The 22,383-nt window shown below is 58.6% G+C and carries 22 protein-coding genes; 14 read left to right on the forward strand and 8 right to left on the reverse strand.

Features of this window, described 5'->3' with window-relative positions; translation table 11 throughout:
- The first annotated feature begins 153 nt into the window (after nt 1–153).
- The 4 genes from ACYQ1P_RS08275 (at nt 154) to istB (ending at nt 4,077) form a co-directional block, all read left to right on the forward strand.
- A protein-coding gene (locus tag ACYQ1P_RS08275) for an IS630 family transposase (RefSeq protein ID WP_460018340.1) occupies nt 154–1,099 on the forward strand; the annotation gives its coding sequence in 2 pieces (ribosomal slippage) (nt 154–492 and nt 494–1,099; 945 coding nt in all).
- Between the two features lie 277 nt (nt 1,100–1,376).
- Nucleotides 1,377–1,655 carry a hypothetical protein gene (locus ACYQ1P_RS08280; RefSeq protein WP_460019873.1) on the forward strand — a complete coding sequence of 93 codons (279 nt, stop codon included), beginning with the start codon at nt 1,377–1,379 and terminating at the stop codon, nt 1,653–1,655.
- A 140-nt stretch (nt 1,656–1,795) separates the two neighbouring features.
- Entirely contained in the window at nt 1,796–3,310 is a 1,515-nt protein-coding gene (istA, locus tag ACYQ1P_RS08285; protein WP_460018637.1) for an IS21 family transposase, read from the forward strand.
- Between the two features lie 14 nt (nt 3,311–3,324).
- Nucleotides 3,325–4,077, forward strand: a complete 753-nt coding sequence (gene istB, locus ACYQ1P_RS08290) for an IS21-like element helper ATPase IstB (RefSeq protein WP_460019056.1) — start codon at nt 3,325–3,327, stop codon at nt 4,075–4,077.
- Nucleotides 4,078–4,186: 109 nt separating this feature from the next.
- On the opposite strand, the gene ACYQ1P_RS08295 is transcribed toward istB, so the two are convergent.
- The 3 genes from ACYQ1P_RS08295 to ACYQ1P_RS08305 form a co-directional block, all read right to left on the reverse strand.
- Nucleotides 4,187–4,396: a Mu transposase domain-containing protein gene (locus ACYQ1P_RS08295; RefSeq protein ID WP_460019874.1), complete on the reverse strand. Its 210-nt coding sequence runs from the start codon at nt 4,394–4,396 to the stop codon at nt 4,187–4,189.
- Nucleotides 4,397–4,573: 177 nt separating this feature from the next.
- On the reverse strand, nt 4,574–5,119 hold the full coding sequence (locus ACYQ1P_RS08300; protein WP_460019875.1) for a gluconokinase: 546 nt from the start codon (nt 5,117–5,119) through the stop codon (nt 4,574–4,576).
- Complete coding sequence (locus ACYQ1P_RS08305) at nt 5,088–5,501, reverse strand: SDR family oxidoreductase (protein ID WP_460019876.1); 414 nt, start codon at nt 5,499–5,501, stop codon at nt 5,088–5,090. Before ACYQ1P_RS08305 ends, ACYQ1P_RS08300 begins: the two co-directional genes overlap by 32 nt.
- A 128-nt stretch (nt 5,502–5,629) precedes the next feature.
- Between ACYQ1P_RS08305 and ACYQ1P_RS08310 the strand changes: the two genes are divergently transcribed.
- The gene (locus ACYQ1P_RS08310) at nt 5,630–6,007 is read left to right on the forward strand and encodes an IS5 family transposase (protein WP_460019877.1); all 378 of its coding nucleotides are present in this window, start codon (nt 5,630–5,632) and stop codon (nt 6,005–6,007) included.
- A gap of 61 nt (nt 6,008–6,068) precedes the next feature.
- Here ACYQ1P_RS08310 and ACYQ1P_RS08315 read toward each other — a convergent pair whose 3' ends face one another.
- A complete protein-coding gene (locus ACYQ1P_RS08315; RefSeq protein WP_460019878.1) occupies nt 6,069–6,527 on the reverse strand; it encodes a DUF2231 domain-containing protein in 459 nt (152 codons plus the stop codon).
- Nucleotides 6,528–6,713: 186 nt separating this feature from the next.
- On the opposite strand from ACYQ1P_RS08315, the gene ACYQ1P_RS08320 reads away from it, so the two are divergent.
- The 9 genes from ACYQ1P_RS08320 (at nt 6,714) to ACYQ1P_RS08360 (ending at nt 17,865) form a co-directional block, all read left to right on the forward strand.
- A complete protein-coding gene (locus ACYQ1P_RS08320) occupies nt 6,714–7,379 on the forward strand; it encodes a DUF6134 family protein (RefSeq protein WP_460019879.1) in 666 nt (221 codons plus the stop codon).
- Between the two features lie 9 nt (nt 7,380–7,388).
- Nucleotides 7,389–8,066, forward strand: coding sequence for a response regulator (locus ACYQ1P_RS08325; protein WP_460019880.1), 678 nt, complete (start codon nt 7,389–7,391; stop codon nt 8,064–8,066).
- Nucleotides 8,063–9,457, forward strand: a complete 1,395-nt coding sequence (locus ACYQ1P_RS08330) for a sensor histidine kinase (protein ID WP_460019881.1) — start codon at nt 8,063–8,065, stop codon at nt 9,455–9,457. The genes ACYQ1P_RS08325 and ACYQ1P_RS08330 overlap by 4 nt, the downstream gene beginning before the upstream one ends.
- 83 nt (nt 9,458–9,540) lie before the next feature.
- Nucleotides 9,541–10,101, forward strand: a complete 561-nt coding sequence (locus tag ACYQ1P_RS08335) for a thermostable hemolysin (RefSeq protein ID WP_460019882.1) — start codon at nt 9,541–9,543, stop codon at nt 10,099–10,101.
- On the forward strand, nt 10,094–11,593 hold the full coding sequence (locus ACYQ1P_RS08340) for an AMP-binding protein (RefSeq protein ID WP_460019883.1): 1,500 nt from the start codon (nt 10,094–10,096) through the stop codon (nt 11,591–11,593). The genes ACYQ1P_RS08335 and ACYQ1P_RS08340 overlap by 8 nt, the downstream gene beginning before the upstream one ends.
- A complete protein-coding gene (locus ACYQ1P_RS08345; protein WP_460019884.1) occupies nt 11,572–12,258 on the forward strand; it encodes an iron-containing redox enzyme family protein in 687 nt (228 codons plus the stop codon). The genes ACYQ1P_RS08340 and ACYQ1P_RS08345 overlap by 22 nt, the downstream gene beginning before the upstream one ends.
- Nucleotides 12,248–13,102, forward strand: a complete 855-nt coding sequence (locus ACYQ1P_RS08350; protein ID WP_460019885.1) for an SDR family oxidoreductase — start codon at nt 12,248–12,250, stop codon at nt 13,100–13,102. The genes ACYQ1P_RS08345 and ACYQ1P_RS08350 overlap by 11 nt, the downstream gene beginning before the upstream one ends.
- A gap of 32 nt (nt 13,103–13,134) precedes the next feature.
- Nucleotides 13,135–14,351, forward strand: a protein-coding gene (locus ACYQ1P_RS08355; protein ID WP_460019886.1) for an IS3 family transposase whose coding sequence is annotated in 2 segments (ribosomal slippage) — nt 13,135–13,408 and nt 13,408–14,351 — 1,218 coding nt in all. Because the reading frame shifts where the segments join, the coding sequence is not laid out codon by codon here.
- A gap of 214 nt (nt 14,352–14,565) precedes the next feature.
- Nucleotides 14,566–17,865, forward strand: coding sequence for a S8 family serine peptidase (locus ACYQ1P_RS08360; RefSeq protein WP_460019887.1), 3,300 nt, complete (start codon nt 14,566–14,568; stop codon nt 17,863–17,865).
- Between the two features lie 151 nt (nt 17,866–18,016).
- Here the strand turns inward: ACYQ1P_RS08360 and ACYQ1P_RS08365 are convergent, their stop codons facing one another.
- From ACYQ1P_RS08365 to ACYQ1P_RS08380, 4 genes are all read right to left on the reverse strand, one after another.
- Nucleotides 18,017–18,886 carry a carbohydrate ABC transporter permease gene (locus tag ACYQ1P_RS08365; protein ID WP_460019888.1) on the reverse strand — a complete coding sequence of 290 codons (870 nt, stop codon included), beginning with the start codon at nt 18,884–18,886 and terminating at the stop codon, nt 18,017–18,019.
- 3 nt (nt 18,887–18,889) lie between these two features.
- Nucleotides 18,890–19,804 (reverse strand): carbohydrate ABC transporter permease, encoded by a 915-nt coding sequence (locus tag ACYQ1P_RS08370; RefSeq protein WP_460019889.1) that lies wholly within the window; start codon nt 19,802–19,804, stop codon nt 18,890–18,892.
- Nucleotides 19,805–19,905: 101 nt separating this feature from the next.
- Entirely contained in the window at nt 19,906–21,234 is a 1,329-nt protein-coding gene (locus tag ACYQ1P_RS08375; RefSeq protein ID WP_460019890.1) for an ABC transporter substrate-binding protein, read from the reverse strand.
- Between the two features lie 51 nt (nt 21,235–21,285).
- Complete coding sequence (locus tag ACYQ1P_RS08380; RefSeq protein ID WP_460019891.1) at nt 21,286–22,377, reverse strand: ABC transporter ATP-binding protein; 1,092 nt, start codon at nt 22,375–22,377, stop codon at nt 21,286–21,288.
- Nucleotides 22,378–22,383 lie beyond the last annotated feature (6 nt).

The following is a 22,383-nucleotide window of genomic DNA, read 5'->3' on the forward strand; positions in this document are numbered from 1 at the left end:
ACAAAGGCGCGGCAATCTCCGCCGCCAAGCGCCGCTGCCCCAAATCGCGCCAAGGCGACTAGAGCGGGATGAAGCCGGAGTGAATCGAAAGGGGATTCCCAAAGTCTCGCAATTCTGATTCAACATACTGGCTGGAAAAGGAGGCCAGTATGGATGACGAAACCCTATTCGAACGATCTCCGCGAGCGTGTGGTCGCCGCCGTTGAGGAAGGCGGCCTCTCTCGGCACCAGGCCGCGGCGCGGTTTGCCGTTGGTGTCAGTTCGGTCATCCGCTGGGTGACCCGTTTCCGCGAGACGGGCAGTGTTGCGCCCGACAAGATGGGAGGGAACCGGCCGAAGACAATCCGAGGAGAACACCGTGATTGGCTTATCCAGCGGTGCAAGGAGAAGGACTTCACGTTGCGTGGGTTGGTGGCGGAACTGGCCGAGCGCAAGGTGATGGTCGACTACCGCAGCGTCTGGGAATTCGTGCATGCCGAAAAACTGAGTTTCAAAAAAAAGCGTCCTTCCCAGGGAACAGGATCGGCCCGACGTGGCGCGTAAGCGTGAACAGTGGAAGGCGTATCAGGACCGGGTGGCCATTGATCGCCTAGTCTTCATCGACGAAACCTGGACCAAGACCAACATGGCGCCGCTCCGGGGATGGGCGCCGGTCGGCCAAAGGCTCGACGCCAAGGTGCCGTATGGCCACTGGAAAACCATGACCTTCCTCGCCGCGCTCCGCCACGACCGCATTGAGGCGCCCTGGGTTCTCGACGGGCCGATCAATGGCGAACGCTTCCGGGTCTATGTCGAGAAGGTGCTCATCCCCACCCTCAAGCCCGGCGATATCGTGGTCATGGACAATCTCGGCAGCCACAAGGGCGAAGCCATCCGCCGCCTCATCCGAGGCGCGGGTGCCAAGCTGTTCTTCCTGCCGAAATACTCCCCCGACCTGAACCCCATCGAGCAGGTCTTTGCCAAACTCAAGCATCTGCTGCGCAAGGAGGCCGCGCGCACCGTCGATGCGCTCTGCGAGGCCATCGGAAGGCTACTCGATGCCTTCCCGCCGCAGGAATGCGCCAACCTCGTCAGAAACGCCGGATATGGACCAACCTAAATTCATCCCGCTCTAGGGACCGGTTTCCCTACCGATTCCCTATTCCACATCCGCTAAGTCTTTGATTTTATGGCGTCCCCTAGGGGATTCGAACCCCTGTTGCCGCCGTGAGAGGGTAAGAACACGGCATTTTTGGGACATTCTCAAATCCGTACGGACTTCACGAACCCTATAAAACCCTAGTGTTTTCGTACATGGTTATCCCCTTGTGTCCGGGAACATATATTCCGTATAATATCCGTACGTTTTTTTAGGTTTGTTTTTGGGGAATTTTCTCATGGCCAGAACCGTACGCAACGCCAAGCTCGACACCCGATCCGCCCGCGTGAAATTGGCCAATCGGCGCGAACCGTATTGGAGTGTTATTTCCAAAGGGTGCGCCTTGGGGTACCGCAAGGGCGCTAAAGGCGGAACGTGGATTGCCCGTTTCCATGATGATGTTGGGAAGCACCGCTATCAGGCCCTTGGTGCTGCGGATGATGCGATGGAACCGGATGGCACCGTTGCGCATTCCGACGCAAAGCGGCCACTGATTCCGATCCAAAGCGGCCACTGATTCCGATTTAATCCGGCCACCGATTCCGACGCAAAGCGGCCACTTTTGTCTGGCCTGTGATCGACCTCGTTGGGTGATCTTTTGAGGGTTACCTTCGCACCTTTTGGGAAGGAGCGGAGATGCCCAGGGAGAGGTTGCCCATGCGCAAGATTCGCGACGTTTTGAGGCTGCATGCCGAGGGCCTGTCGAGGCGGCGGATCGCCGTCAGTTTGAATATTGGCCGTACAACGGTCGGGGATTATATCGCCCGGGCCAAACAAGCGGGGTTGAATTGGCCCTTACCCGGGGACCTTTCGGAGGAAGGGCTGGAGCAGCTATTGTTTCCGCCCTTGCGGGTTCGAACGAGGGAACGCCCACTTCCGCCCGATTGGCCGTCGCTGCACCGGGAGAAAAAGAAGCCCGGCGTGACCCTGGCCCTTTTGTGGGAGGAATACCGGGCGCGGCATCCAGAGGGTTACGGTTACAGCCGGTTCTGTGATCTTTACCGGGACTGGCGGGGTAAGCTGAACCCGACCATGCGCCAGAACCATGTGGCCGGTGAGAAGCTGTTTGTCGATTACGCCGGTCAAACCGTGGAAGTGATTGACGGCTTGACCGGCGAGGTCCACGAGGCCCAGATCTTCGTCGCCACCCTGGGAGCCTCCAGTTACACCTACGCCGAGGCCACTTGGAGCCAGGCGCTGCCTGATTGGATCGGTTCGCACAGCCGCGCCTTCAGTTTTTTCGGCGGCGTTCCCAAGCAGATCGTTCCCGACAACCTCAAGTCCGGTGTCATCAAATCCTGCATTTATGATCCCGAGGTTAATCGGACCTACGCCGATCTGGCGAACCATTACGGTACGGCGGTCATTCCCGCCAGGCCCTACAAACCAAGGGATAAGGCGAAGGTGGAAGTCGGCGTTCAGGTGGTCGAGCGCTGGGTTCTGGCCCGCCTGCGCAATCGCCGTTTCTTCTCCCTGGCCGAACTCAATCAGGCAATCCGTGAACAGCTTGAGGTTCTGAATAGGCGGGTCAGCAAGCATCTGGATGCGTCCCGGCGGCAACTGTTCGAAGAACTGGACCGCCCGGCCCTCAAAGCCTTGCCCGCCGAGCCCTTCGAATACGCCGAATGGAAACAGCGACGCGCCGGCATCGATTACCATGTGGAAGTGGGCAAGCATTTTTACTCGGTCCCGCATGCGTTGGTCAAACAAACCCTGTGGGCTCGCATCACGGAACGCAGTGTCGAGATATTCCATAAAGGCAAGCGTGTCGCCGTCCATATGCGCGGCCCCGGCAATCGGCGTCATACCACGGTCCCGGAACACATGCCGTCATCACACCGACGATACGCCAGTTGGACGCCGGAGAAAATCCGCCGCATGGCTACCGCCCAAGGGGCCAACACGGAAGCCCTCGTTGACATTATTCTGCGCCGCAAGCCACACCCGGAACAGGGCTTTCGTTCCGCTATCGGCATCCTCCGCCTGGCCAAGGTTCATGGGCCGGAACGCCTGGAGGCGGCTTGCGAAAGAGCGCTTGAGATCGGCGCCCATTCCTATTCTTCCGTCAATTCCATCCTCAAGAACAGGCTTGAGGATTGCAAAACGAAACAGGCTGAGAACGGTCCCGCCATCGATCATCCCAACATCCGGGGTTCCGGATATTTTCATTAAGGAGGAAAACAACCATGTTGCAACACCCCACTCACGACCAACTGAAGCTCCTCAAGCTGACCGGTATGGCTCAGGCCTTCGCCGACCTCAGAGACAACCCCCAAGCCGAAGATCTGGCTCATGATCAATGGCTGGCTCTGCTTCTTGATCGTGAAGAAGCCGTCCGTGACGACCGCCGATTGACCTACCGTTTAAGAAACGCCCGCCTGCGCCACGCCGGGGCCTCAGTCGAGAACGTCGATTACCGCAGCCCCAGGCGTCTCGATAAATCCCTGTTCCAGCAACTGGCCCAGGGGAAATGGATCGCCCAAAAACAGAACCTGATCATTACGGGTCCATGCGGTATCGGCAAATCATGGCTCGCTTGCGCCTTGGGTCAAAAAGCTTGCAGAGATGATTATTCCGTCCTCTACAAACGCCTGCCCCGAATGTTCTCCGAATTGGAAATGGGTCGCGCCGATGGCCGTTACCCGCGTTTGTTTCGCGCCCTGACAAAACCAAACGTGCTGATCCTCGACGATTGGGGCCCGGAAAAACTCAACGCTGATCAGCGCCGCGATCTTATGGAAATCGTCGAAGAGCGTTACCAAAACGCCTCGATCCTGATCACCAGCCAACTGCCCGTCGATAAGTGGCACGACGTCATCGGCGAGCCCACCTTCGCCGACGCCATCCTCGATCGTATCGTCCACAACGCCCACAGGCTCGATCTCGACGGACCCTCAATGCGAAAGACCATGGCCGCCAAAACCATTGACCAGACCTAAGGAAAATGACATCAACAAATTACCCAACGGCGTCGATCACGCCGCCAAAAACGAGCCCAGGATAAAGTGGCCGTTTTGGATCGGAATGGGTGGCCGCTTTCCGTCGGAATCAGTGGCCGGTTTCATCGGAATGCGCAAGCGGGACACCGCTTACCGTGATTCGCGCCCAAAAGGTTTGTTTGATTAACGAATGGGGAACTGAGTAAAAATTCTTGGCAACCTCCACATGATAATCGACCCCCGAACAGGCCGAGGCCAAGGCCCTGCATGAGAAGCTGTATTTTTCGTTGTCTGGAGATAGCAGAATTGACCGTTTCAAAAATTCCGATTGAATTCCGAGCCGGCATTTCTGGAATTCTGGCGCAGCATCAAAAAAGCCGCCAACTCGTTGAGTTAGCGGCTTAAAGTTTGGTTGCGGGGACTTGAAACCACCGAGACTATTGCCAGTTTGACTTCGGCTTTCATGAGAAAATCGGACACCATAACCGGCCCTGAATTATCGGTCTTCTTCCCGTAATCTTGCCACAAGGGTTGCCACAATCGTGTCAACCTGATTGTCGATTGATACGGTGACGCTTGGTTCGTCGGATTCAGGACGCTCCAGATCGGCAAGTTGGCTGGAGAGAAGGCTCGGTGGCATGTAATGGTCGGCCCGGGCGCGCATTCGGGCATGGATCGTTTCGCGGTCGCCATCAAGCAGGACCAGGACCAGCGGATGCCCCACATTGTCACGGAGGTAATTGCGGTAGGTGCGCTTCAACGCGGAACAGGTGGCGATGACGCCACCGCTGTCTCCCGCCGCTTTGCGCATGGCTCGGCTGAGCGCCCTCAGCCAGGGCCAGCGGTCCTCGTCGGTCAGGGGGATTCCCCGGGACATTTTTTTGACGTTGGCTTCCGGGTGGAAATCGTCAGCATCAAGAAACGGCAAGCCCAACTCATCGGCAAGAGCCTTGCCAACCGTTGATTTCCCTGACCCCGAGACGCCCATGACAATGACGATGGGGCGGTTGTCAAAGTGAAACTGTGATACCGCCATCGACATAGAGGATGTGCCCGTTGACAAAATTCGAAGCGGGTGCACTGAGGAACACACAGGCGCCGACCAATTCTTCCACTTCGCCCCAGCGGCCGGCTGGTGTTCGAGCACTCAGCCAGGCAGTGAATTTTTCGTCCGCCACGAGGGGGGAGGTCAACTCCGTCTTGAAGTAGCCGGGTGCCAGCCCGTTTACCTGCAATCCGTATTTGGCCCAATCTGTGGCCATTCCCTTGGTCAGATTTGCCACGGCCCCCTTGGAGGTAGTGTAAGGCGCGATGGAGGGCCTGGCCAAGGCGGTCTGGACGGAACAGATGTTGACGATCTTGCCTGTCTTGCGCGCAATCATGTGCTTGGCCACCGCCTGACCAACGTAAAACACCGAAACCATTCCACTCGGAAGTGGGGCCTATTTTGAGATCTCCACAACCGGATTAGATGTTTTTAGGTCCTGTACTCAATTAACGGCGGCTTAACCTGGGCATGATTCAAACTCCCAAACAGCAGGAGTTTGGATGGATGCGCTACGATCTGACGGATTTCGAATGGTCGGTGATCAAGCCGATGTTGCCGACGGGACGACCCGGCCCCGTGCGCTTGGACGACCGCCGTATTCTGAACGGCATTTTCTGGGTTCTGCGCTCGGGGGCACCGTGGCGCGATCTTCCGAGCCGATACGGCCCCTACACAACGGTCTACAACCGGTTCAACCGGTGGCGCAAGGCAGGCGTCTGGGACCGGATTATGGACACAGTCACAGAGGCTTATGACGGCGATATCCAGATGATCGATCCCTCCGTCGTGCGCGTTCATCAGCATGCGGCCGGAAAAAGGAAATATCGGATGCCGCGTGAGGGGACTTTGCGAAATTCGCAACAATGTCGTGCTGTGGAATGAGACAAATGCAGACAGCCGACCTTTTGGGATCGGCTGTCTGGATCGGGTCCGTGGTCGAGGCCTACATATGGGCGACGTTAACCCCGAGGCCATAGACCAATTGACCGCCATAATAGGCCGTCGCCAGGACGGCGGCGACACCGCCCAGTTCGACCAGTGGAATAACAATCTTCACCGCCCCTGAAATCGAAATATTGCGCAGCCATAACAGGGCCCGCAAGGCCCCCCAGACGGCGAGCGCAATGGCGGTGGATTCGCCCAGATGCTCATGGATCTCAGCCAGATCATTGTGAAACCCGCTGCTCTCGGCGAATTCCAGGGCAATATCACCGAAGAAAAAGGCGGCGATAGCGAACAACCCAGCCAGCACGGCCAGAGCCGTCGAGGCATTACCCCATCCGCTGCGACCGGTCACAGGCTGACCCCGCAATGTCGCCAGGAGATCCAAACCGGCCAGAGTGAGAACGAAGACGATGGGGAAATGCACCAGAATTGGGTGAATATGTTGAATCGGAATCATAGGTGGGCACTCTTTTTTGTAAGAGAAATGGAACTTGGTGCGCCGATTGTCGGACACCAACGAGCGCGAAGAATGCCAGAATCGACTGACACCAACCTGACAGTGCGTAGAAAGATTCAAGTCAGAAAATTGTCAGGAACGCCGCGTAAAACAGCGTCTCCATTTCATTCTAGGAAGTCGTTTGCCATGTCTTCAATCCAGTCTCACATTCGCCGACTTGCTTTGAGCGCCGTCCTGATGGGGGGGCTCATCGTCCCGGCCCAGGCCACCGTTTCCATGCAGAATCAGAAGGAAACCCTGAAGTTCACTGTTTTGCGCTCCGGCAGTCCCGTCGGAACCCATGTGATCGACATCCAGGGAACACCGGACGGGGCCACAGTGAAAATCAAGACGGACGTGGTCGTCACTCTTGCCTTTATCCCGGTTTACCGTTTCGAGCAAACCTCCGAAGAAGTCTGGCGGGAAGGTCGCCTGGAAACCCTGTCTTCGACCACCAACGACGACGGTGATGCGCATGAACTGGCCGTGCATCGGGATGCGGATAAATTGGTCGTCGTTGGTGATACGATCCGCCATACTTTGCCGCAGAACCTGCTTCCCGCCAGTTTGTGGAACCCGGCGTTGGTCAAGGAGGGCAAACTCCTCAATACAATCAACGGCAAGACCATGGCGGTCTCCGTGGTCGATGTCGGCGAGGATTCTGTCGATGTTCATGGGAAGCCCCGACCGGCCCATCATTATGCGCTCACGGGCGACTTGACCAGAGAGCTACGGTACGATCGTGATGGGAACCTGGTGCGGGTCAGCTTTGCCGCCAAGGATGACTCCCGTATCGACTATATCCTGGAGTAACGCCGCGCCATGCGAATCCTGCTGGTCGAGGACAATCTGCAACTCGCTGCCTTGACCCGGGCCGGGATCGAAGCAGCGGGTTTTTCCGTCGATACCCTCACCACCGTCACCGATGCCACCGAGGCCATCGCCAGCATTCCCTACGATGCCTTAGTGCTCGACCTCGGTCTGCCGGATGGCAACGGATTGGATTTATTGCATCAGGTGCGCGCGACAGGCAAGACCCTGCCGGTTCTGATTCTGACGGCCCGCGACGGCATCGGCGACCGGGTTAATGGCCTGGATAGCGGGGCCGATGACTACCTTCTCAAGCCGTTCGCCATGGAAGAACTGGTGGCCCGCTTGCGGGCATTGCTGCGGAGACCAGGCAACCCGCTGTCCGTCGAACTGCGCTGTGGCAACCTGACATTCGACACCGTGTCCAGGCAAGCGATCTGCGATGGAAATGCCCTGCCACTGTCCAAGCGCGAAGGCGAAGTGCTCGAACATTTGATGCGTCGTGCCGGTCGGGTTATCCCCAAAACCGCAATTGAGGAAAGCCTTTACGGGTTCGAAGACGAAGGATCGAGCAATTCGGTCGAAGCGCTGTTGTCCCGACTGCGGCGCAAGATGCTGGCCGGTGGCATCACGCCGACCATCCTGACCATTCGCGGTGTCGGCTATATGCTGACAGAGCCCGAACCATGATAGCGACCAATCAAAAGCGGCGCGCACCGTCGCTGATGCGGCGGATTGTCTTGCGTCTATCAATGATCACCGCCCTGGCAACGGTGCTCGCCTATGCCTGGCTGGAATTCGAAACCTTCAACTCCATCGCCTATCTCCACGAGGACTCCCTGCGTAGCGTCGCCCGCACTCTCGCCAAGGCCCTGCAACCAGGGGCGGACCCCGAGCATCCGTTCCTTGTCCTGCCCGAGTCCCTGACCGTTCAGGACAGTTCAGTCGCCCCGGAATACCATTATGCGATCCGCCGGATGGATGGCACGGTACTGTACGAAAATGGCCTTCCCCTTGGCCCCCTCCCGCAGACACTGGGCGAGGATGAGGACGGCACCCTCTACGAACACGATCCCGACGGCATCGGTCCGGAAGATTATGTGGGCATCGTATTGGCTCGGGTTATTCAGGGCACCCCCTATTGGATCCAGGTCGAACAGAGCAGCGATACCCATATGGCCCTGGTTCAGGCCATCGCCGAGGATTTCTTCGACGATGGGGGATGGGCCATTTTACCGTTTCTATTGGCCTTGTTGATCGGCAGTATTTTGACCATCCGCAACACTTTGACTCCCCTGGACCGACTGTCGCACATGGCCGCGACCATCGGCCCGGACACGCCAGACGTCCACCTACCCGAAGGCCAGATTCCAAGCGAGGTGCTGCCGCTGGTGCAAGCGTTCAACATGGCCATTGACCGGATGCAGGATGGCTATCGACTGCAAAGGGAATTTACCGCCGACGCAGCCCACGAACTTCGGACACCGCTGGCCGTGTTGCGCGCGCAGGTCGACCTGATGCCGTCCCAGGAGCAGGCGGCCCCGTTGCGGGCCAGCGTCGACACCATGGCGCGTCTGGTTTCCCAACTGTTGACAGCAGCCCGTATGGACATTTTATCGGTGTCCTCAACAGAACAGGCCGACCTCCATGCGGTGGCGGTCGAGGTGGCCCAGTTCCTCGGCCCGCTGGCGATCAAACAAGGTCGGGAGATCGAAGTGATTGGGAACACGGAACCAATGCTGGTGCGTGGCAATGCCGAGGCGCTGTTCGACGCCCTGCGTAATCTGGCGGAAAACGCTCTTACCCACAGCCCGCCCAAGGGAATGGTGAGTCTGCGTATCGGCCCCCATGAAGTGGCCGTGATCGACCATGGCCCAGGTATTGCCGAGATCCATCGCCCCCATCTATTCTCCCGCTTTTGGCGGGCTGATCGCAATAAAAGCGGGGCCGGTCTCGGTCTATCCATTGTCGCCCGCATCGCTGAAGCCCATGGGGCAGCGATCCTCCTCGAAGACACTCCGGGGGGGGGCGCGACCTTTTATCTGAAATTCCCCGAAAAATTAGATCCTGTCGCAAAATAACCTTTCTATCGTCAGGTCATTGTCAGTTGACGTGGGCATCCTCCCCTTACCGCCGGTCACGGCGTTTACAGGAAAGGTGCCCCATGAATTTGCTTATCACCCCGCTCGGCCACCCTCTTCGCCCTCAGGTCGAAATGATCGTCCGGTCCGTCTATCAGCGGGAATACGGTGCCATGGTCAAAGACCTGCCGCCGCTCATGCTCGCGGCGTATGATGAGCAGGGTAGCTTGACCTGCGCCGCCGGATTGCGGCAGGCTCCGTTCTTCTCGGAAATCTACTTAGATGAGACCATAGAGACCCTGCTCAGTCGAACCGGAAACCATGCCGTCGCCCGCCAGCAGATTGTCGAAGTTTCCGCCCTCGCCGCCTCCCGTCCCGGTGCCGCCGTGGCCCTGGTCCGTGCAGTGATTACTCATTGCCGGGAGCAAGGCTACGAATGGGCCTTTTTCACTGCCACCGCCCGTCTGCGGGTGATGTTGCGGCGCTCCGGCATACCTCTGATGACGATCGCTTCCGCGCAGTCGGAACGGGTCTCCCACCCCGAGGACTGGGGAAGTTACTATCTGCATGACCCGCAGGTCTGCGCCGTACATCATGCCATGCCCGCCGTGGCTGCAGCACGACCGGTCGCCTGCAATGGCTGACATGCTCGCCAGCCTGCTGAAGGGGCGCGCCCGGCGCAACGGACAAGCCACGGCGCTGATCGACAACGGTCAAATCCTAACATTTCACGAATTGGCCGACCGGGTCGTGGATGCCGCCGCCTGGGCCGCCGGATTGCCGACGATGGTTGGGCTGATCGGCCCCAAATGCGCGGATTGGGTGATTGCCGACTTGGCGTTAACCCTGGCCGGGAAAACTCTGGTTCCGTTGCCGGAATTTTTCTCCCGCGATCAACTCTCCCATATCATCACCGATTCCGGGCTCTCGGCCATTGTCCTGGTGGGCGAGGACCAACCGGATAATCTGGCCGCCGGTCCGGCCTTGTGGCGGCTCGGCACATCGACGGCCTCCTGGTCGGATCTGGACCCCGCGTTATCCGCCCGGTCGCAACGCATCATCTATACCTCCGGCACCACCGGACGGCCCAAAGGGGTCCGACTCGATGAGACGCAGGTGTCAGCCAGTGCCGCCGCTTTGGTCGCGGCAACCGGAGCCCAGCCAACGGATATTCATTTATCGGTATTGCCCTATTCCCTGTTGTTGGAACAGATCGCTGGCATTCGTGCACCGCTTATCGCCGGAGCAACGGCGGTGATCTGTCGCGATGGGTTTTCTGCGGCCCTGCGGGGGGACCCCCGTCTCCTGGTTGCGGCGGCCGAACAGACCCGCCCAACGATCTCGGTGCTGGTGCCGGAGCTACTCGATGGATGGCTCAGGGCGTTGCAGGCCCTGGGACAAAAGGCACCGCCCTCGCTGCGGTTTCTGGCCGTCGGCGGAGCCTCTATTCCCCCTGCCCTGGCCGAAGCGGCCTGGAATATGGGACTTCCGGTTCATGAGGGCTACGGTTTGTCCGAATGTTGCTCCGTGGTAGCGCTGAACCGCCCCGGTGAGCGCCGCCCCGGCACTGTCGGTCAACCGCTCCCGGAGCTAAAAATCACCATCGAAGACGGTGAAATAATCGTGCAGGGGCCGACCGTGATGCAAGGCTATCTCAACAAAGACCCCCTCTCGACACGGCGCTGGCCGACCGGCGACCTGGGGCGCCTGCGGCCCGACGGCAGCTTGGAAGTGTTCGGGCGCAAGGACCAAGTGATCGTTACCGCGCTGGGACGCAACGTCAGCCCGGAATGGATCGAGGCCCTTGTCCTTGCCGACCGGGCCATTTCCCAGGCGGTCGCCTTCGGCAACGGCGGGTCGTTCCCGGCTCTGGCGGTCTGTTTCCACGAGACATCGGAAAGTGACCCAGAGGAACGGGTGCGGGCCATCCTCGCCCCCCTCCCCGATTACGCCAGACCCCGGCACATCATCGTCACGACTCTCGACGACTTGCGTCGCAAGGGATTGCTGGCACCTAGCGGCAAACCACGCCGCAAAATGTTCGCCGCCCATTATGGTACGAACAGACTAGAACACCATTCACCTTCACTGGAATTTTCATCTCAGGAGTCCCAATGTCTTTCTACGAACAACTAAAACTAAGCACTGCCGCCGAAGCTCGGGCCTTCCAGTCAATTCCGCTGATCCGTCGGACTATTGATGAAGGGGTGAGCCTGCCGCTGTATCTGGATTTCCTCGCGCAGGCCTATCACCATGTTCGCCATACCTGTCCCCTGCTGGCTCTGGCGCTGTCGCGTCTACAATCTGAGGATGCGGCCTACCGTGCGGCGCTGCTGGCCTACCTCGAAGAGGAAAAAGGCCATGAACAATGGATTCTGGCCGATATTGCGGCGCTCGGTGGCGATGCTGACACCGTTCGTCGTGGGGAGGGGCGATTGCCCTGCCGAACCATGGTATCGCACGCCTACTATTTGACCGATCGCGTCGATCCCTATGGCTTGCTCGGCATGGTGCATGTGCTCGAAGGCATGTCGGTGATGCTGGCTACCACCGCCGCTCAGGCCATCCGCGCCCGATTTGCGCAGAGTGGCATCACGAAAGCGACCGGGGGGTTCTCCTATCTGATGTCCCATGGTGCCCTGGACCAAGAGCATGTGCAGATGTTTGCCGGATTGCTCGATGGCCTGAACGATCCCCGGAAACAGGACCGGATCGTCGCGGCGGCCATCGACTTCTACCAACTCTATGGCGCGATCTTCGAAGACCTGGGCCAACCGGAGGAACTGCGCCATGCGTCTTGACATGACTGATCGTATCGCTCTGGTGACCGGTGCCGGTTCGGGTATCGGGCGGGCCCTCGCTCTGGCCCTGGCGGCGGCGGGCATGACCGTCATCCTGGTGGGGCGGCGCACCGATGCCCTGGAAGAAACCCGTGCCCTGTCACAACATGCACTACGGATGTGGCATATCCCCACCGACATCACCGATCCGACGGCCCGCCGTCAATTGGTCGAACGGGTCAAGGCCCGTCACGGTCGCCTGGACCTGTTGATCAACAACGCTGGCATGGTTACGGTTGGCCTACTGGCCACCACAACCGACGCCCAACTCCAAAGGATGATCGACCTCAATGTGATTGCCCCGTTGGCCCTGACCCGCGACTTCCTGCCCTTATTAAAAAAAGGTCAAGCGGCGCGGGTGGTGATGATCGGCTCAATGTTCGGCGATATCGGCTTTCCCCTGTTCGCCGCTTATTCGGCCACCAAGTTCGCCGTGCGCGGCCTAGCCGAGGCCCTGCGGCGGGAATTGCATCCGCTCGGCATCGGCGTCACGTATGCCGCCCCCCGAGCCACCCGCACCCCGGCAGCGGACGGATTTTCCAATCTGATCGAGCCGCTCTCTATGACCCTCGACGCGCCGGAAGATGTGGCAAGACACATCCTCGACGCCATTCGTCGGCAAAAGCGCTCGGTTTATCCGCTTGGTCCGGAACGGCTGTTCGTTCTGATTCAGAAATTGTTTCCGGCCCTGGTTGACCGCTCGGTGGTGCGTCAGACCGAGGCGCTGACCCGAGACAAGACGACCGAAGCCAATGCAACGACCCGTCAGAGTGAGCTGGTCCCGGAAAATCGGACAGTGAGTTAAGGTGTATTCCCCGAGTTACGGAGGAATACGAGATGACGAAGCGACGGACGTTCACGTCGGAATTCAAGGCCAAGGTAGCGCTGGAAGCGCTACGGGGCGACAAGACGATCCAGGAGATTGCGTCGCGGCACAAGGTCCACCCGAACCAGGTCAGCACCTGGAAGCGCCAAGCAGTGGAAGGTTTGGGCGAGGTGTTTTCGAATGGATCGGAGCGTGACAAGCGGGACCATGAGGAAGAGGTCCGCGACCTTCATGCCAAGATCGGCCAACTGACGGTGGAGCGGGATTTTTTGGCCAGAGGGCTCAAGCGATGAGCCGGGAGGAGCGCAAGGCGATGGTGCGCCGCGACGTTCCCGGACCGAGCTTGAGCCGCCAATGCGAGATCCTGTCGATCAGCCGGTCCTCGTTCTATTACCGGACCAAGGGCGAGAGCCCTGAGAATCTGGCTCTGATGCGGCGCATCGACGCGTTGTTCCTGAAGTATCCCTTCTTCGGCAGCCGCCAGATGGCTCGGCAACTGCGGCGCGACGGGATCGTCGTCGGGCGTCACCGGGTGCGCCGCCTGATGCGCAAGATGGGCCTGTCGGCCATCTACCAGGCCCCCAGGACCAGCATTCCGCATCCGGAGCACCGGGTCTATCCGTACCTGCTGAAAGGCTTGGCCATCGAGCGTCCGAACCAGGTCTGGTGCGCCGACATCACCTACATTCCGGTTCAACGGGGCTTCTTGTACCTGGTCGCCATCATGGACTGGGCAAGCCGCCACGTCTTGGCTTGGCGGCTGTCCAACACCATGGATGCCGCCTTCTGCGTCAAAACCCTCAAGGAGGCCATGGCCCGCTACGGCGCCCCGGAGATCTTCAATACCGATCAGGGCAGCCAGTTCACCAGTGTCGCCTTCACAAGCATTCTGAAGGACGCCGGCGTGAGAATCTCCATGGACGGCCGGGGTCGCTGCATGGACAACGTCTTCATCGAGCGCCTGTGGCGTTCCCTGAAGTACGAGGCGGTCTACCTGCAAGAGCTGGCCGACGGCTTCGAGGCGCAGCGTATCATCGGCGACTGGTTCGGCTTCTACAACACCGAGCGCCCCCACTCGGCGCTGGGTGGCCTCACCCCCGCCGAAGCCTACCAAATCGGCGGCGACGGCGGGCCTGTGGATATGATGGATACGCCTCGCGGCTTACCCACATCCCCACAGGCTCAACAGCAACAAGGAAATATGATAAATAGGGAATTGGCGGCATGATCAGAATGCGGAATACACCTTAACCGAGCCGCCAAACTGTCCAACATTGTGGGACCAGCTCACTCTGGCTTCCCCATATGTTGTTGATGGAAGTCGAACAAGGGCGGACAAAAAAGACTTCGCTGGGATTCGAACTCATCGTCGCGAACTGTGACATATGACATGAAGGGCCCTTCCATGGGACGCGGGGGGGCATGATGACAAAGAGGCTGATATGACCAACGATCTTTCGCGGCTGATGGCAGGCTTTTCCCCTGCGGACTCCCTCTGGTTCACGGGGCTGGAGTCCGATCTGAATAGCTGGGACGTGCTTCGCAAGTTCGGAGGTCTTTCATCGGCAAAGGGGTCCGAAACTGTTTCCCATATGGACTCCGCGTATCGGGCTCCCACGGTCCCCCTGGCGGCACCTGACCCACAACAGCAAATCATTGCCTCCCCCTCCGCCAAAGACTCATCCACCGACGAGGTCTCGCCCCAGGCTCAGGGCTTAATCATCACGCCGCCAACAGATCCCGGTTTTGGGGTCCAGTGGCATCTGCAAAACACCAGTGGCGGCGTGGACATGAACTTGCTGCCCGCTTGGCAGGACTATAGCGGTGCCGGTGTTGTCGTGGGGATCGTCGATGACGGCGTGCTCTACACGCATCCTGATCTGGCCGCCAATTACCGCACCGATCTGGATCTAGATGCCCGGGGCGGGGATTATGACGCCATGGCCGAAGCCGGGGACGATCACGGCACCCTGGTCGCCGGGGTCGTCGCCGCCGATGACGATGGCAGCGGCATGGTGGGCGTTGCCCCGGATGCCCAGATTACCGGCTTTCGAATGGGATACGGGGCGGACGGAACCCTGGCCCAGGAACTGGCGGTCCTGCAACAGATCGTCAATGTGGACGTGGCGAACAATTCCTGGGGCTACAACGGTTATTTCTACGACGACTTTGAAACCCCGAGCTTCGCTGCCCAAGGTCAGGCGATCGAGAATGCCGCCGCCTCCGGGCGTGACGGACTGGGCACGGTGACGGTTTTTGCCGCCGGAAACGACGGTGATGTGGGACAGAATGTCAACTATCACAGTTACAGCAATTCCCCCTACACCATCGCCGTTGGAGCCCTGGATTCCAATGGGAACATGGCCTCTTTCAGTACTCCCGGTGCCGCCGTCCTGGTTTCGGCCCCTGGTGTAGATGTGGCGACTATCTGGTCCGACCCGGCCTATTACGGCATCGTCAGCGGCACCTCCTTTGCCGCCCCGGCCGTGTCCGGCGTGGTTGCCTTGATGCTCGAAGCCAATCCGGAGTTGGGCTATCGAGATGTGCAGGAAATCCTTGCCTATTCTGCTTGGGACCCTAGTTCCTCCGCCGATGGGTGGCAGACCAACGGGGCAGACAACTGGAATGGCGGCGGACTGACCGTTCACGATGGCTATGGCTTCGGTCTGGTCGATGCCCATGCGGCGGTGCGGCTGGCGGAAACCTGGACCGCCCAATCGACCTATGCCAACCAGCAGTCTCTGACCATGAGTTCGGCCCCCGGCGAAGTGTTTGCCTATCTGGCTGGGACCAGCGATACGATCACCATCACCGAGGACTTCCAGATTGATCAGGTCCAGGTGCATCTGGATATCGACCATACCTGGATTGGCGATCTCTCCATTGCGCTGACCTCCCCTGACGGCACCACCAGCTTGTTGGTGGATCAGCCTGGGGTCAGCGCCTCTTCGACCTACGGCAGCAGCCAGCAGGACATCAATTTCACCTTCAGCTCCGTGCAGTACTGGGGAGAGAACGGCCTCGGCGATTGGACTCTCAGCGTCAACGACATGGCCGCCGGAGACGACGGCATTCTGAATTCCTGGGACCTGACCCTGCTCGGCGATGCCTATACCCTCGACGATACCTATTTCTTCACCAAGGAATGGGCCGACCTGGGCGGCGATACGGCGCGCCAGACCCTGTCCGATCTCGGCGGCACGGATACCTTGAATTTCGCCACCCTGACCGAGGATTTGGTGTTTGATCTGGCCGCTGGCAGTTGGAATACCCTGATGGGGCAAGGGTTCCAAATCAGCGCGGACAGCACCATCGAAAACATCTTCGGTGGCGATGGCAGCGATACCTTCCTGGGTAACGCCGCCGACAACAGCCTCGTCGGGATGCGCGGCTACGACACCCTGACCGGCGGTAGCGGCGATGACTGGATCGACGGCGGCAGCAGTGATGGCGATGTGGCGGTGTTCTCGGGCACCATCTGGGATTATCAGATTTCCGAAACCAATGGCTTGTATCGGGTTTCCGGCCCTGACGGCACGGATCAAGTGTCCGGTGTGGAATGGTTCCGGTTTGTCGGACCAGAAGAGACACAAATGTTCTCCGCCCAGGAAGTATTGAATCCCCCACCCCCACCGCAACCTCCGCAGATAACGATTACTGGTACCGAAGGTGCGGATACTCTAACCGCTGGCGATGATCCAGCGGGATACGTACTAGACGGTCTCGACGGCAACGACCGACTGAACGGTCGTGACCATAATGACCAACTCTTCGGCGGGGCGGGCGATGACAGGCTCTACGGTCGGGATGGCGACGACGTTCTGACCGGGGGTAGCGGCAATGACCTGCTCGTCGGCGATGCGGGCGCGGATACGCTGCTTGGTGGGGCGGGCGATGACAAGCTCTACATTGATAGCGATGACGTCTTGATTGATGGGGGCAGCGGCACCGACTGGGCCTATGTGAAGGGCACCGGCGGGGTCACCCTGGATTTGGCCTCCAGCCAGATTGAAAATGCGTCCGGCGGCACAGGCAACGACAGGTTCGATGCCAGCGGCATGATTGATCAGGCGAAGCTCTACGGTCGGGATGGCGACGACGTTCTGACCGGCGGCAGCGGCAATGACCTGCTCTTCGGCGATGCGGGCGCGGATACGCTGCGCGGCGGGGCGGGCGATGACAAGCTCTACATTGATAGCGATGACGTCTTGATTGATGGGGGCAGCGGCACCGACTGGGCCTATGTGAAGGGCACCGGCGGGGTCACCCTGGATTTGGCCTCCAGCCAGATTGAAAATGCGTCCGGCGGCACAGGCAACGACAGGTTCGATGCCAGCGGCATGATTGATCAGGCGAAGCTCTACGGTCGCGATGGCGACGACGTTCTGACCGGGGGCAGCGGCAATGACCTGCTTGTCGGCGATGCGGGCGCGGATACGCTGCTTGGTGGGGCGGGCGATGACATCCTTTATGGCGGAGCCGGAATGGATCTATTCCTGTTTGGATTAGGGGATGGCTTTGATCGTATTCAGGATTTTGATGTTGGAGATATCCTGAAGTTGTCAGGAATCAATATGGATGACCTTAGCGTTGAAACCAAAGGGGATGATGTGATCCTTTCGATCAACGGAACAAATGACAAAATTCAGATCGATACACCTGACACTACAGCGGCTCAGAGCTACTCACTCACCCAGAGTGATGATGGGAGCATTGTGTTTGCCTTGGACACGTTGACATAACACGCAAGAAGACAGGCGGTTCAGGGCATAGCGGATGGCCCCGGCAAGCTGCGTCTTGCCGGAGAGTCTCGGCAACTGAGCACAAAGGGGGGACTCCAAAGGACGCCCCGGCTTGATCAAGGTGATCTGGTGGGATACCCGACCAATGGATCTAACCCTTGACCGCGCCTGCCGTCATGCCGGTGATGATCTGTTTCGAAGCCACGAAAGTGAAAATTATCGGCGGAATGGCCAATAACATGCCGGTGGCCATGATCACCCCCCAATTGATGTCGTACTCAGTCAACGAATTGACGATGGTCACTGGGACGGTCCGTGTGGTGCGATCAAGGAGCGCATTGGCGATCAAGAACTCGTTCCAGGCAATGCGGAAGGTGAAGATTGAGGCGGCGGCCAACCCTGGCTTGATCACCGGCAGCACCACCAGGAAAAAGACTTGCAAGGCATTCGCACCATCAATCCGGGCGGCTTCCTCCAGTTGGATCGGCACCTGTACGATGAAGCTCTGCAAAATCCATATGACAAAGGGTAGGTTCATGGCGACGTAGACCAGGATGATCCCCGCAGTGGTGCCATCCAATTGATATTGGAAGGTCCAGATGCCAAACACCGGCACCAACAACACGGCAGGGGGGACCATACGCATCATTAAGGTGGTCACGGACATGGAGCCCCGCCCCATGAAGCGGAAGCGGACCAGTGCATAGGCGGCCATGCAACCGACCACCAGGGTAATGGCTGTGGAAATCAGTGCCACAGTCAGCGAATTACCCAGCGCACGCCCAAAGGTGGGATCACAGTAATCCACATGGGCCGGTTCATACCACAGAACGTTACAGAGCACGGTCTCGTAATTCTGCAAGGTGGGGACAAAAAGCAACGCCGAGGCATCGCTCATGATATCCACGTTGAGCCGTAAGGATGTGGTCAGCATCAGATAGATCGGCCCGACGGACATCAGGACCAGGGCGAGGACCAGGGCATAAAATGCCGGATTTTGCCGTTGCGTCGGGTTGCTCATCGCTTATCCCTTCTCCGCTTCTTGCCGGATATTCTCGGCCCGCGATTCAACGACTTTGTTGTAGACGAACATGATGATGGTCAGCGTCAGCAGCAACAGCAGCAAGAAGTTTGACATGGCGGCAGAGACTCCCAGCTCTCGGAATTCCGAGGCTGTTCGAGCGATGCGCAGGGACATGATTTCCGTTGACAGACCGGGGCCGCCGTTGGTCATGACCAGAATCACTTCCAGCACTTTGAAGGCGTCGATCAGCCGCAAAAGGGCAGTCACAACCAGTACCGGCATCATCAGGGGTAGCTTGATATAAAGGATCTGTTGCCAGCCCGAGGCGCCGTCAATGCGCGAGGCCTCCATGGCCGATGTGGGCAGGGACTGCAACGCCGCCAGGGCAAGAATGAAGATAAACGGGGTCCATTGCCAGATATCTGCGATGATGATGGAGGTCAGCGCCCAGCCGGAATCCGATAGCCAGGGAATAGCTTCGAAGCCCCAGCTTTTCAGTGTCTGATTAAAGATCCCCACCGACGGATGATACATGTACCGCCACATCAGACCGACCACGATGGGGGCAATCATCATCGGCAGGATAAAAATAGTCCGTAAAACCGAGACCCCGCGAATATTGCGGTCCAGCAATAGGGCCAGCCCAACCCCGATCACCATCTCGGAAACCACCACGATGGACGAAAACTTCAGGGTCACAATCATGGATTCCCTAAATGCCGCGTCCTGAAGCAAATTCACGTAATTCCGCAAACCGACCCATTCGGCCTCGCCGATCCGTTGGCTGGGGTTCCAGTCCAGGAAGCTGGCATAGACCATGTAGCCGATGGGATAGAGCAACCCAATGACCATGATCACCGCCGCTGGGGCGAGGAACATGTAGGGCGTGATACGCTTGACGTTTGCGGCAGCCATATCCAACTGCTCCTATCCGTTCCGTCCTGGTGGGGCGCGGGAGGCCCCGAAACCGGAGGGCCGACCCTTGTGGGAATCTGCCCTCCGCGTCGTTCAGGAGGTTACTTCCAGCTATAGTAGCCAGCTTCTTCCATGATTGCCTTGGCGCGCATGGCGACACCATCCAACCCTTCCTGGATATCCAGGCCCTCGGTCAGGATTTTCGACATGGTCGTGCCCAGGTCGGCATTGATTTTTCCCCACACCGGAATGATCGGACGCCAATCCGGGTCGGCGTACTTCAACGCTTCACCAAAGGTCTTCATATGCGGGAACTTGGCATTCACGTCCGCGTCTGCATGGGTCGAGTAGCGCGATGGGTTGCCTCCGGCCATGGCGACCAGCTTGTCCCCATGCTTGGAAGTCAGCCACTGCATCAGCAGGAATGCGGCTTCCTTGTGCTGGGCGTTCTTAGGAATGGCGATGCCAAAACCGCCGGTCTGTGAGCCGCGACGCACGCCTGCGGGATGCAGAGCCCAACCAACCTTGCCAACAACTTTTGATTTCTCGGGATCATTCACCTGACCAGAGAAGATTGATGTATCGAGGAACATCGCGGTATTCCCCTGGAGGAAGGCATTCGCCGCCTCTGAGAAACCAAAGGACTTCGAGCCCTCTGGACCGCAATCAACAATCTTCTTCAGAGCCTCGGCTGCCTGGACGCCCGCCGCATTGTTGACGATCGGATTCCAATTATCATCGAATACCCGCCCCCCCAGAGGCGCCAAATGGAGCAGGAAGGCATGGCTGGCCTGATGGCCGGAAGCAGCACGGGAGGCCAGTCCGCCCATACCAGGTTCCAACTGCGGAATTTTGCAGACCAAGTCGAGAAGCTCGTCGTAGGTTTCAGGAACTTTCAGATTATGCTTCTCAAAGATATCCTTGCGATATCCGAAGACAGAAGTTTCCGCACCATACGGAATACCGAACAGGGAACCGGTTGGGCCAGGCAAATAACCCTTCTTGCCCCCCGCGACGCCGATATTTTCCAAGTACCCTTGGATCAGGTCATCGGGATCGTAGTTAGGATCTGCCAGCTTCGGATTCATGAAAAAGCGGGCCAAATTCTCGATCTGATCCGCAAACACATAGTCCGCTTTAGAGAAGACCACATAGGCGATGAGATCATAGTCACCCTTGCTCTTGGTCAGTTCCAAGGTCTGCTTTTCACGCATCTTTTGGTACTGCAACTGATCAACCTCGACACCGATGCCGGTTTCCTTGGTGAACTGAGGCAACACCTTCCGAACAGCGTCATAGTGAGCATGGGCTGGAAAATTGACCACCAAGGTCGTCCCCTTGTAGGGTGCATAGGGGTTCGCCAAAGCGGCCCCCACGGTCAGCGTTACGGCGGCTGCCGTTAGCGCTATTGTCTTTGCCAGATTGAGCATTATTACATTCCTCCTGTTTCTTAATCCTAGCGAATACATATTTGTCGGCGACTAGAGGCGGAGTTCAGTCTTGACGTCGAACACCATGATGCTCGTGGGATCGACCGAGAAGCTTACCGTCTGGCCAATGTCAAATCGCGCCGAGCTGCGCAGTTCCACCAGCAGTTCCTGGGTCCCGCAAAGAGTGACCAGCACAGAATGGGCCCCCAGGTATTCAGCCAGTTTGACGTAGAGGGATATCTGTATTCCCTGTGCATCGCCCTCACTCATCGGCTTGAGGGAAGACGGACGAATGCCCAGCGTGACCTTGCGTCCTGACACATGGTCAAGACGTTGCCGCAGGGATTGAGACAGATCCAGCAGGAACCCCTCACCCTGGGCCGCCAAGGTGCCATTGGTCTCGATCAATTCCGCTTCAAGAAAATTCATCGTTGGGCTGCCGATGAAACCGGCAACGAACTTGTTGGCCGGTTCCTTGAATAGGGTCTCTGCCGAGCCCTCCTGCTGCACCAAGCCGTTGGCCATGACCACGATGCGATCCCCCAGAGTCATGGCTTCCACCTGATCGTGGGTCACATAGACCATGTTCTTGTCCAGGGTGTTGCGCATTTCCGCGAGTTCCGTACGCATCTTGGCGCGCAACTTGGCATCCAGGTTGGACAGCGGCTCATCGAACAAAAAGGTCGAGGAATCCCGCACGAGAGCCCGCCCCATGGCCACCCGCTGACGCTGCCCGCCGGATAATTCTCCCGGTTTGCGGGTCAGCAATTGTTCGATGCCGAGCATACCCGCGACACGGGCCACCCTCTCGTCGATGATGGTCTTTGGCACCTTTTGCAGGCGCAGCGCAAATGACATGTTCTTGGCGATGTTCATATGAGGATAGAGCGCGTAATCCTGGAACACCATGGCGATGTCCCGGTCCTTGGGTTCCAGTTTGCTGATCGGTTTGTCGTCGAACCAGATCTCACCGCTGGTGAGATCCTCCAACCCGGCGAGCATTCGTAAAGTCGTAGATTTGCCGCAGCCCGAAGGACCGACCAGGACGGTAAATTCTCCATCCTCGAATTCAAGGTCGAAGGGCGGCAGAACCTGAACCGGGCCGTAACTCTTAGAGACGGAATCAAACCTTATTCTGGGCACGACTCA

It is taken from the genome of Magnetospira thiophila (assembly GCF_054657015.1).